9 protein-coding genes are annotated in these 10,768 nt (G+C 74.0%); 4 read left to right on the forward strand and 5 right to left on the reverse strand.

The annotated features are described in order from the left end of the window. Position 1 precedes the first annotated feature (1 nt). Positions 2-1,096, reverse strand: coding sequence for an LLM class flavin-dependent oxidoreductase (locus SNR22_RS10695; protein WP_320066361.1), 1,095 nt, complete (start codon positions 1,094-1,096; stop codon positions 2-4). Between the two features lie 193 nt (positions 1,097-1,289). Between SNR22_RS10695 and SNR22_RS10700 the strand changes: the two genes are divergently transcribed. From SNR22_RS10700 to SNR22_RS10715, 4 genes are read left to right on the forward strand one after another with little or no spacing between them, the layout of a single operon-like run. After that, the gene (locus SNR22_RS10700) at positions 1,290-2,354 is read left to right on the forward strand and encodes an ABC transporter substrate-binding protein (protein WP_320066362.1); all 1,065 of its coding nucleotides are present in this window, start codon (positions 1,290-1,292) and stop codon (positions 2,352-2,354) included. Next, a complete protein-coding gene (locus SNR22_RS10705) occupies positions 2,351-3,130 on the forward strand; it encodes an ABC transporter ATP-binding protein (protein WP_320066363.1) in 780 nt (259 codons plus the stop codon). The genes SNR22_RS10700 and SNR22_RS10705 overlap by 4 nt, the downstream gene beginning before the upstream one ends. Then, entirely contained in the window at positions 3,120-4,001 is an 882-nt protein-coding gene (locus SNR22_RS10710) for an ABC transporter permease (protein ID WP_320066364.1), read from the forward strand. The genes SNR22_RS10705 and SNR22_RS10710 overlap by 11 nt, the downstream gene beginning before the upstream one ends. A 1-nt stretch (position 4,002) precedes the next feature. Then, positions 4,003-4,530, forward strand: a complete 528-nt coding sequence (locus SNR22_RS10715; protein ID WP_320066365.1) for an Rrf2 family transcriptional regulator — start codon at positions 4,003-4,005, stop codon at positions 4,528-4,530. A gap of 54 nt (positions 4,531-4,584) precedes the next feature. Here SNR22_RS10715 and SNR22_RS10720 read toward each other — a convergent pair whose 3' ends face one another. The 4 genes from SNR22_RS10720 to SNR22_RS10735 all read right to left on the reverse strand — a co-directional run bounded on the left by SNR22_RS10720 (position 4,585) and on the right by SNR22_RS10735 (position 10,760). Continuing rightward, complete coding sequence (locus SNR22_RS10720) at positions 4,585-4,806, reverse strand: hypothetical protein (protein WP_320066366.1); 222 nt, start codon at positions 4,804-4,806, stop codon at positions 4,585-4,587. 340 nt (positions 4,807-5,146) lie between these two features. Then, positions 5,147-6,565, reverse strand: a complete 1,419-nt coding sequence (locus tag SNR22_RS10725; protein ID WP_320066367.1) for a DEAD/DEAH box helicase — start codon at positions 6,563-6,565, stop codon at positions 5,147-5,149. Positions 6,566-6,758: 193 nt separating this feature from the next. Next, positions 6,759-6,962 (reverse strand): cold-shock protein, encoded by a 204-nt coding sequence (locus SNR22_RS10730; RefSeq protein WP_320066368.1) that lies wholly within the window; start codon positions 6,960-6,962, stop codon positions 6,759-6,761. A 249-nt stretch (positions 6,963-7,211) separates the two neighbouring features. Further along, positions 7,212-10,760, reverse strand: coding sequence for an ATP-dependent DNA helicase (locus tag SNR22_RS10735; protein WP_320066369.1), 3,549 nt, complete (start codon positions 10,758-10,760; stop codon positions 7,212-7,214). Positions 10,761-10,768: the final 8 nt, after the last annotated feature.

Genomic DNA, 10,768 nt, shown 5'->3' on the forward strand with positions numbered 1-10,768 from the left:
GTCAGCCGGCCGGGACGGGAGCCGGGGCGAGGGAGGCGGTCACCCGGGGCAGCACCTCGGCGCCGACCCGTTGCGCCTCCTCCCGGTGCGGCCAGCCGGAGAGGATGAACTCGTCGACGCCGTGCGCCGCGTACTCGTCGACGCGGGCCGCGACCTCGGCGTAGCTGCCGACGAGCGCGGTGCCGGCGCCCTCGCGGACCAGGCCGATCCCGGCCCACAGGTTCGGCGCGATGGTGAGCCCGTCGGCGCTGCCGCCGTGCAGGGCGGCCATCCGGGCCTGACCGACGGAGTCCATCCGGGCGAAGCGCGCCTGGGCGGCGGCGATCCGCTCCGGGCTCATCCCGGCCAGCAGCCGGTCCGCCTCCGCCCATGCCTCGGCCGCGGTGGGCCGGGCGATGACGTGCAGCCGGAGCCCGGTGCGTAGCGCACGTCCCTGCTCGGTGGCCAGGGCGCGCACCCGGGCCACCCGGGCGGCGATCGCTGCCGGCGGCTCGCCCCACATCAGGTACGTGTCCGCCTGCCGGGCGGCCACCGCCTCGGCGGCCGGGGACGCACCACCGAAGTAGACCGGCGGCGGGTCGGCCAGCGGGTTGGCGAGGCCACCGCCGGTGACCCGGTAGTGCTCGCCGGCGAAGTCGAACGGCCCGCCCCGCCAGGCCCGGCGGAGCACGTCGACGAACTCCCCGGTGCGGGCGTACCGGGCGTCGTGGTCGAGGAAGTCGCCGTACGCGCGCTGCTCGGCCGGGTCGCCGCCGGTGACGACGTTGAGCGCCAGCCGGCTGCCGGAGACCGCCTGGAACGCCTCGGCCTGCTGGGCGATGAGGGTGGGCAGCGCGAACCCGGCCCGGACGGCGACCAGCATGCCGACCCGCTCGGTGTGCTGGGCGACGGCCGCGCAGACGATCCAGGGGTCGGGGCAGCCGGAGCCGACCGGGGTGAGTAGCGCGGCGAAGCCGGCCGCCTCGGCGGCCCGGGCGACCTCGGTCAGGTATCCGACGGTGGCAGCCCGATCGTGTCGCGCCGCGCCGGCCGTGACGGTGGCGGCACCCACGTGGTGCCCGTCGCCGGAGGTGGGAAGGAACCAGTGGAAGGTCACGCCGACCGCCTCTCCGCGTCTGCCGGGCCGCCGGAACACCCACCGGAAGCCGTCGCACAACCTACCAAGAAGGTAGGAAAACCGGGAATAACTTCGAGCGCCAATCCCGCAATGTGGACGGTCCTTGACGCCGCCTCACCTCTCCCCCAACCTTCCTACTAACTAAGTAGGAATACTGCGGATTGGACATACCATGAGACGGCTCCCCTTCCGTCGGTTGGTCTCCCTGGCCACCCTCGCCGTGATGGGCGCGGCCACCCTGGGCGCCACCGCCGCCTGCGGCGAGGACGACAGCACGGCTGCTGGCGGCTCCGGCCCGGTGACGCTGCGGCTGGGCTACTTCCCCAACATCACCCACGCCCCGGCGGTGGTCGGGGTGGAGAAGGGCATCTTCACCGAGAAGCTCGGCGGCGACGTCAAGCTGGAGACCAAGACCTTCAACGCCGGCCCGGCCGCCATCGAGGCGATCTTCTCCGGCGCACTCGACGCGACGTACATCGGGCCGAACCCGACGGTCAACGCCTTCTCCAAGTCCAAGGGCGAGGCGGTCCGGGTCATCTCCGGTGCCGCGTCCGGCGGCGTCGCGCTGGTGGTCAAGCCCGAGATCACCTCGGCCGAGCAGTTGCGCGGCAAGAAGATCGCCACCCCGCAGCTCGGCAACACCCAGGACGTGGCGCTGCGCTACTGGCTCAAGGAGAAGGGCCTGACCGCCACCAAGGAGGGCGGCGGCGACGTCAAGGTGGTCCCGCAGGAGAACGCCCAGACCGTGGAGACCTTCAACAGCGGCGCGATCGACGGCGCGTGGGTGCCTGAGCCGTTCGTCTCCCGGCTGCTCAACGCCGGCGGCAAGGTGCTGCTCGACGAGCGCGACCTGTGGCCGGACAAGAAGTTCGTCATCACCAACCTGATCGTCTCCACCAAGTTCCTCAAGGCCCACCCGGACGTGGTACGAAAGCTGATCGAGGGGCAGGTCGCGGCCAACGAGTTCGTCAACACCAAGCCCGACGAGTCCCAGCAGGCCATCTCCGAGCACATCGGCAAGATCACCGGCAAGCCGCTGGACGTGAAGCTCATCAAGCAGGCGTGGCCGACGTTGCAATTCACCAACGACCCGATCGCCTCCTCGCTGAAGACCGGCCTGGACCACGCGGTCGCCGTCGAGCTGACCCAGCCGGTCAGCCTGGACGGCCTCTACGACCTGAAGAACCTCAACGAGGTGCTCAAGGCCCAGGGCAAGCCCGAGGTCGCCCAACCATGACGTCGGCCACGACGACGCCACGCAGCGCGACCGGCTCGGTCGCGCTGCACGGCGTCACCAAGGTGTACGGGCAGGGCGAGAACGCCGTCCTCGCCCTGGACGGGGTCTCCCTCGACGTCGCGCCCGGCGAGTTCGTCTGCCTCGTCGGCGCGTCCGGCTGCGGCAAGAGCACCCTGCTCAACCTGGTCGCCGGCCTGGACCGGATCAGCGGCGGACAGATCGATGTCGGCGACGGGGTCAACCCCGGACTGATGTTCCAGGAGTCCGCCCTCTTCCCGTGGCTCACCGTCGAGGGCAACGTCGAGGTGCCGCTGAAGCTGCGCGGCCTGCCCCGGGCCGCGCGCCGGGAGCGGGTCGCCGAACTGCTGCGCACGGTGCACCTGTCCGAGTTCGGTCGCAAGCGACCACACCAGCTCTCCGGCGGCATGCGGCAGCGGGTCGCGCTGGCCCGCACCCTCGCCCTGGACACCCCGGTGCTGCTGATGGACGAGCCCTTCGGCGCGCTCGACGCCATGACCCGGGACATCCTGCACGACGAACTGGAGCGGATCTGGACCGAGCGGAAGCTCACCGTGATCTTCGTGACCCACAACGTCCGCGAGGCGGCACGGCTCGCCGACCGGATCATCCTGCTCTCCAGCCGGCCCGGTCGGATCATCTACTCCACCCAGGTCGACATACCCCGGCCGCGACGCATCGACTCCCCGGAGATCGCGTCCATCGCCGCCGAGGTAACCGACAAGCTCCGTACGGAGGTGGGCCGCCATGGCCAGTGACACGCTCGCCGACGCCCGCGCCGACGCGGAGATCTCCGGCCTCGACGCGTTGGAGATCGCCGGACAACGGACGACGACGACCCGGGCCGCCACCATCTGGGCGTCGACCTGGCCCAAGCTGGCGGCGCTCGCCATCGCTGTCGGCGTCTGGCAGGCCGTGGTGTGGGCCGAGATCTGGCCACCGTACTCGCTGCCCGGGCCGGCCACGGTCGGGCAGGAGCTGCTCCGGCAGGCCAGCAGGCCGCAGCTCTGGGACGGGATGGCCACCACCCTGCGTCGGGCGGCGGTCGGCTACGTCTTCTCCGTCGGCGTCGGCCTGCTGCTGGGCCTCGCCGTCGCCCGCTTCCGGGTGCTCCGGGCGGCCATCGGCTCCATGATCACCGCATTGCAGACCATGCCGTCGATCGCCTGGTTCCCGCTGGCCATCCTGCTGTTCGAGCTCAGTGAGAAGGCCATCTTCTTCGTCGTGGTGCTCGGCGCGGCCCCGTCCATCGCCAACGGGGTGATCAGCGGCGTGGACTACGTGCCGCCGCTGCTCGTTCGGGCCGGGCGCAACCTCGGCGCCCGCGGGCTGAACCTCTACCGGTACGTCATCGCCCCGGCGGCGCTGCCGGCCATCGTGGCCGGACTCAAGCAGGGCTGGGCCTTCTCCTGGCGCAGCCTGATGGCCGGCGAGCTGATCGTGGTGGGCATCTCCCAGACCTCGCTGGGGGCCCAGCTCACCTACGCCCGCGAGCTGGCCGACGCGCCGTGGCTGCTCGCCACGATGATCGTCATCCTGGTCGTCGGGCTGGGGGTGGACGCCGCGTTCGGGGCCGCGGACCGGGCGATCCGCCGTCGCTGGGGCGTACTGGACCAGGCCGGGCAGTGACATGTACGTCTCCGCGCGCAGCGACTACGCGCTCCGGGCCATGCTCGCCGTCGCCGCGGCCTCGGTCGACGGCGACGGGCGGGCCGATGGGCCAGCCGTCTCCCCGGAGCCGGGCGGCGCGCTGGTCAAAGCGGCGGCCCTGGCCGAGAGCCAGGCCATCCCGCTGAGCTTCCTCCAGGGCATCCTGCTCGACCTGCGGCGGGCCGGGCTGCTGCACAGCCACCGGGGCACCGAGGGCGGCTACGCCCTGGCCCGCCCGGCCACCGACATCACCGTCGGCGACGTCCTCCGCGCCGCCGGCGGGTCGCTCACGTCGGTACGTGGGCTGCCGGCCGGACACGCCGGTTATCACGGCGTGGCCACCGGGCTGCGCGACGTGTGGCTGGCGGTCGACGGGGCGATCGCCCTCGTGGTCGATCGGACCACCCTGACCGACCTCCTCGCCGAGGAGGGCCGGGACGACAGGCCCACCCGGGACGGGCCGGACGCGATGGGTGCGCGGCCCGCCGACCGAGTCGGCGGCCCCTGACCGGTCACGGTCGGGCCGAGCGGGCGACAGCGGTCGGCCGGCTGGGGTAACGCCTCAGCCGGCCGACCCGTCGGTCACCTCGACGACGGAGCCGATGGGGTCGCTGCCCATCCCCCCTGGGTGGTGCAGCCCGACCACCCCGGCCGGCGTCCGACCGCTCGGGGTGGGATGCCACGGCGAGAAGGCCGCGACCATGGCGAGCAGCAGGCCCACTCCCGCGACCGCCAGCACCACCATCAGCTCACGTAGCGCCCCCGAGTCGACGTCGCCCGACATGGTTCATCCCTCCCCCAGTGGGCCCGGCCCCGCCAGCCCGCGTTCCCCCCAGGCAAGCATCGAGTACGCCGGGATGGTGGAACAGTCGCCGATCGGACCCCAACCTGACTGATTCCCGACTCAGTCGAAGGGCGGATGCCGGCAGCCGGCGGGCAGACACCGGTCACCCACCGTGCGGAAGCCGCCCGGCGGCTCGCGCCCGCCCAACCAGGGCGGTTTCCGCCCGCCCCACCCCCCCCGGGCGACACGCACACCGCCCCGGCCAGGGCGGTGTGCGCCCGCCCCAACCAGGGCGACACGCGCCCGCCCCGGCCAGGGCGGTGTGCGGTACCGAATCGAATCAGGCGATACGGGGGCGGCTCGGCCGGCGCGACCTGCCCGAGGCGCGGTGACCGCCCCGGCGGGCCTCGGCGCCCGCTCCGTCCCGGCTGCGCCCGTCCTCGGAGGTGCCGCCGACGCGCGGCGCACCCCCGGTCGCGGAAACCCCGGCGCCGTGGGACGAGCCCGCGGCACGCGACGAGCGGGGGCCCCGGCCGCCGCCCGACGCGGACCGGTCCGGTGCCGGGGCGACGATGGTCACCGGCACCCCGGACGGCTCGCGGGCCCCGGTCACCCGGGTCAACGCCTCGCCACCGGAGCGGACCTGGGTGGCCTGCGGCCGGATGCCGGCGGTGGCCATCAGTCGGGACACCTCCCGGCGCTGCTCGGGCAGGACCAGGGTGACCACGGTTCCCGACTCGCCGGCCCGCGCGGTACGCCCGCCACGGTGCAGGTAGTCCTTCGCCTCGGCCGGCGGGTCGACGTTGACCACCATGTCGAGGCCGTCCACGTGGATGCCCCGGGCCGCCACATCGGTGGCGACCAGCGCGGTCACCTGGCCGCTGCGGAACTGCTCCAGGATCCGGGTGCGCTGCGGCTGGGACTTGCCGCCGTGCAACGCCGCCGCGCGTACCCCCTTGGACAGCAACTGGCGGGCCAGCCGGTCGGCGCGGTGTTTGGTGCCCATGAACAGGATGGTGCGACCCTCCCGGGCCGCGATCCAGGTCAGGGCGGCCGGCTTGTCCTCGGCGTCGACGTGCAGCACGTGGTGGCTCATCTCGGTCACCGTGGCGGTGCCGGGGTCGACGGAGTGCGAGACAGGGTTGGTGAGGAAGCGGCGGACCAGCCGGTCCACGCCGCCGTCCAGGGTGGCGGAGAAGAGCATCCGCTGGCCGTCACCGGCCACCTGCTCCAGCAGCTTGGTGACCTGCGGCAGGAAGCCCATGTCGGCCATTTGGTCGGCCTCGTCGAGCACGGTCACGGCCACCTGGTCGAGCCGGGCGTCACCACGGTTGATCAGGTCGTGCAGCCGACCGGGGGTGGCCACGACCACCTCGGTGCCGGCTCGCAGGGCGTCCGCCTGCCGCTGCAACGACAGGCCGCCGACCACGGTGGCGGTACGCAGTCCGAGCGCCCGGGCGTACGGGACCAGCGCGGTGGTCACCTGCTGGGCCAGCTCCCGGGTCGGCACCAGCACCAGGGCCAGCGGGCGCCCCGGGCGGGCCCGGCGGCCGGCGGTGCGGTGCAGCAGCGGCAGCCCGAAGGCAAGGGTCTTGCCGGAGCCGGTCCGGCCCCGGCCGAGCACGTCCCGGCCGGCCAGCGAGTCCGGCAGCGTCGCCGACTGGATCGGGAAGGGCTCGGTGATGCCCTGAGCGGTCAGCTCGGCGAGCAGCTCCGGCGCCAGGCCGGTGGCGGAGAACGAGGGAATGACAGTGGTCATGCAAGAGCCTTCCTCGACGCGGCACGTGTCGAGGAGGCGCCGGAGTGGCGCTGCACCGGCGGCGGGGCCGCGGTGGTCACAAGCACGAACCGAAGGTGGGGTGGGGGGGGGCCGCGCCCCCCCCGCGGCGCCCCGCCCGCGACACCGCGACTGAGGCGCGATGGGTGTTCCGAGGAACAGTTGGTGCGGACGATCAGACCGGGCGGATGTTCTCCGCCTGCGGGCCCTTCTGGCCCTGGGTGATCTCGAACTCGACCCGCTGGTTCTCGTCCAGGCTCCGGTAGCCGGAGGACTGGATCGCCGAGAAGTGAGCGAAGACGTCCGCGCCGCCGCCGTCCGGGGTGATGAAGCCGAAACCCTTGTCAGCGTTGAACCACTTAACGGTGCCAATTGCCATGTGTTCTGTCTCCTTGACGGAACGTTCGGACACGCACTTGTTGCGGCCCGAAGAGGGAGGAGTGGTCCGTGCCCGTATGCGCGGCCCACTTGTCGCTTCTGGTCGCCCCGCCCGGAGAGCTCCGGACACAACAAAGAGCGCCTGGGGCCACAATCCGCCAGGCGCACATAGAGTCTCTGGTAACCAAAACTGCAACCCGGCTAAGGTATCACGGATTTCGGCCCGCCGACCCACACGGTCCAAGATTTCTTACGCTCCCCGCTGGCGAACGGCCGGCTGGGGCACCTCGGGCACGCGGCTGATCAGGTCGGTGAGTCCGTCGGCGTCGAGCAGGTCCGCCGGGCGGACCGTCGCTGCGTCCCGCACGTAGTGGAAGGCCGCGCCGACCCGATCGACCGGCACCCGGGCCAGCTCGGCCCAGGCCAGCCGGTAGACGGCGAGCTGCACCGCCGCCGCGTCGGCCTCCGCCCCGACGGGCTGCCGCCCGGTCTTCCAGTCGATTACGTCGTACCGGCCGCCGGGGCGGGCGAAGACCGCGTCCATCCGGCCGCGCACCACCACCCCGGCGATCACTGTGGCGAACGGCACCTCCACCTCCACCGGCACCCGCTCGGCCCACTCCCCGGCCAGGAAACGCGCCTGGAGCTCGGCCAGCGCCTCGTCGGGCGCGGCGTCCGCATCGGCCGCCCCCGGCAGCTCGTCCACGTCGAGCAGCCGGTCCGCGCCGAAGCGCCGCTCCAGCCAGGTGTGGAACGCGGTGCCCCGCCGCGCGTACGGGTTGGGCTCGACGGGCATCGGGCGACGCAGGGCCCGGGCCAGCTCCTCCGGGTCGCGGCGCAGCGCTACGAGCTGGGTCACCGAGAGCTGGCCGGGCAGGGCCACCTCGACCGCCCCTGCCCCGGCCGCCAGCTCGGCCCGCTCGGCGAGCAACAGGTCGGCCTCCCGCCGCCAGCGCGCCACCTCCGGGTCCTCGGCCCCGACGTCGGCCTCGGCACCAACCCCAGCCACGGCCCCGGCTGCGGGGGCGGTGACCTCGGCCGGTAGGGCTGCTGGCGCCGCTGGGGCTGTGGCGGCCGACGCGACCGATGGGGCCCGTGGGTCCGCCCCGGCGGACACCGCAGGCGGCCCGGACACCGCAGGCGGCCCGGACACGACAGGTGCGGATGGCTGGTCCCCGGCCAGGAAGCGGCGGACCAGCGCGGCGGCCTCGGCCAGCGCCGGGCGGCGACCGCCCAGCGGGTCAGCCGGCCACTCGGCGCGCAGCACCACCTCCGTGGTGGGGTTGGTGGCGTCACCGCCGGGCTCGGGGGCCCACCGGTCCACCAGGTGCCCGCCGCCGCCGTCCAGGCAGGTGTCGTGCACCTCCCGGAGGAACACCGACGGTCCGCGTGGACGCTTCCTCCCCTCACCCCACCAGTAACCGGAACAGAGCAGCAGCCGCCGTGGCCGGGTCACCGCCACGTACGCCAGCCGGCGCTCCTCCCGCTCGTCGTGCGCCCGCCAGGCGTCGGTGAAGTCGGTCAGCGCCCGGGCCACCGCGCGCTGATCGGCGGCCTCGGCGAGACCCAGCTCCGGCAGCCCGTCGGCGTCCCCACGCAGCGGGAACGGCAGCATCCCCAGCCCGCCGAGCCAGTGGTCAGAGTTGCGTACCAGGCCGGGCCAGACGCCCCGGCTCAGGCCGGCGACCGCCACCACGTCCCATTCCAGGCCCTTCGCGGCGTGCGCGGTGAGGATCTGCACCGCCCCCTCCACCACCTCCACCTCGCCCGGGGCGAGGCCGCGCTCCTCGTCCTCGGCTGCGGCGAGGTAGGCCAGGAACCCCGACAGGGTGGCTGCCGGGGACTCCCCGCTGAACCGGGCCGCCACGTCGCCGAGGGCGTCCAGGTGACCCCGGGCGAGGCCGGCGTCCCCGGTGCCGTCCCGGCCGGCCCGGACCGCCACCTCCACGTCGAGGCCGATGGTCCGCTCGACGTCTGCGATCAGCTCCGGCAGCGTCTGGTCCAGCCGGTAGCGGAGCAGGGCCAGCTCCTCGCCGTACGTGCGCAGCCGGGTGTAGCCCTGGACCGAGTACGTCTGGGCTGGCCCGAGGTCCGCCAGCGCCTCCACGAGGGTGGCCTCGTCGAGCAGGTCGACGGCGATCTCCGGCCCGTCGTCGGCGGCGAGCCGGCGGCGGCCGGCGGCGACGGCCCGGGCCCGGCGGTGCAGGGCCACCAGGTCACGCGGCCCGATCCGCCAGCGTGCGCCGGTGAGCAGCCGCAGCAGCGCCGCACCGTCGGTCGGGTCGGCGAGCACCCGCAGCGTGCACACCACGTCCCGCACCTCTGGGGTGTCCAGCAGGCCACCCAGCCCCACCACCTCGACGGGCAGTCCCCGGGCACGCAGCGCCGTGGAGATCGCCGGGATCTGGCTGCGCAGCCGGACCAGCACGGCGGTGGAGGGCCGCTGCGGCACCGGGATGTGCTCGGGCAGCGCCCCCGGCATCCGGGCCGCCCCCCGCCAGGCGGCCAGCACGCTGTCGGCGATCCAGTCCGCCTCGTCCGCGTACGTCGGCAGGAGCGCGCAGTGCACGGTGCCGGCGGCCAGGCCGCCGGGGGTACGGTGGCCGATCGGGTCGGCGACGCTCAGCGCCGCGCGCAGCTCCGGCACCCGGGCGCCGGCCGCCCGCAGCGGGGTGGACAGGGCGTTCGCCACGCCGAGGATCTCCGGGCGGTTGCGCCAGCTCGTGGTCAGCCCGAGCATCGCCGCCGGCGTGCCGTCGGAGCGGGCGAACTCGGTGGGGAAACGGTCCAGCGTGCCGGCGCTGGCCCCGCGCCAGCCGTAGATGGACTGGCAGGGGTCGCCGACCGCCGTCACCGGGTGGCCGCCGCCGAACAGGGCGTTGAGCAGCACCACCTGGGCGTGGCTGGTGTCCTGGTACTCGTCGAGCAGCACCACCCGGAAACGGTCCCGCTCGATCGTGCCGACCGCCGGGTGGTCCCGGGCCACCCGGGCCGCCCGGGCGAGCTGGTCGGCGAAGTCCATCGCCTCGAAGTCCCTCTTGCGCCGGGCGTACGCCCGGACCAACGGAAGAAGCTTCAGCCGGGTCTGCTGGAGGGCTAGGGCCTTGCGCATGTCGGCGTAGACCCGGCCGGGGCGGGATTGCACGTCGGCGAAGAAGCGGCCGGTCCAGGCGGCCAGGGCGTCCGGGTCGACCAGGTGCTCGTCCAGCTCGCCGGCCAGGGCCAGCACCGCATCGGTGATGGTGCTGGGCATCCGGTCGACGCCGGTCATGTCGCCGTCGTAGTTACGCACCAGCAGGTCGACGAGCTGCCAGCGGGACGCCTCGGTGAGCAGCCGGGTGGATGGCTCGTACCCGGCGCGCAGGCCGTGCTCGGTGACGATCCGCCCCGCGTACGAGTGGTAGGTGGAGACGGTCGGCTCGCCGGCGAACGGGTCGTCCTGCGGGGTCCGGCCCCGCCGCCCGACCCGGCGGACCAACTGGTCGAGCCGGGTACGCACCCGGTGGCCCAGCTCGCCGGCAGCCTTGCGGGTGAAGGTCAGCCCGAGGATCTGCTCCGGCCGGACGTACGCGTTGGCGACCAGCCAGACCACCCGGGCGGCCATCGTCTCGGTCTTGCCGGACCCGGCGCCCGCGACCACCAGCAGCGGCTCCACCGGCGCGGCGATGATCGCCGCCTGCTCGCGGGTGGGCGCGGACAGCCGGAGCAGCTTCGCCAGCTCGACCGGCGTGTACCGGGGGCCGGAGTCGGCGGTGCGGGGCGCCGGAGTCGCGGTGCTGAACAGGGCGGGCTGGGTCACGGTGCCTC

The sequence above is a fragment of the Micromonospora sp. RTGN7 genome (genome assembly GCF_033804645.1).
Lineage (GTDB): Bacteria > Actinomycetota > Actinomycetes > Mycobacteriales > Micromonosporaceae > Micromonospora.

Coding starts and splice junctions, on each gene's coding strand:
- SNR22_RS10700 (WP_320066362.1), top strand. CDS start 1,290: ATGAGACGGCTCCCCTTCCGTCGGTTGGTCTCCCTGGCCACCCTCGCC.
- SNR22_RS10705 (WP_320066363.1), top strand. CDS start 2,351: ATGACGTCGGCCACGACGACGCCACGCAGCGCGACCGGCTCGGTCGCG.
- SNR22_RS10710 (WP_320066364.1), top strand. CDS start 3,120: ATGGCCAGTGACACGCTCGCCGACGCCCGCGCCGACGCGGAGATCTCC.
- SNR22_RS10715 (WP_320066365.1), top strand. CDS start 4,003: ATGTACGTCTCCGCGCGCAGCGACTACGCGCTCCGGGCCATGCTCGCC.
- SNR22_RS10720 (WP_320066366.1), bottom strand. CDS start 4,806: ATGTCGGGCGACGTCGACTCGGGGGCGCTACGTGAGCTGATGGTGGTG.
- SNR22_RS10725 (WP_320066367.1), bottom strand. CDS start 6,565: ATGACCACTGTCATTCCCTCGTTCTCCGCCACCGGCCTGGCGCCGGAG.
- SNR22_RS10730 (WP_320066368.1), bottom strand. CDS start 6,962: ATGGCAATTGGCACCGTTAAGTGGTTCAACGCTGACAAGGGTTTCGGC.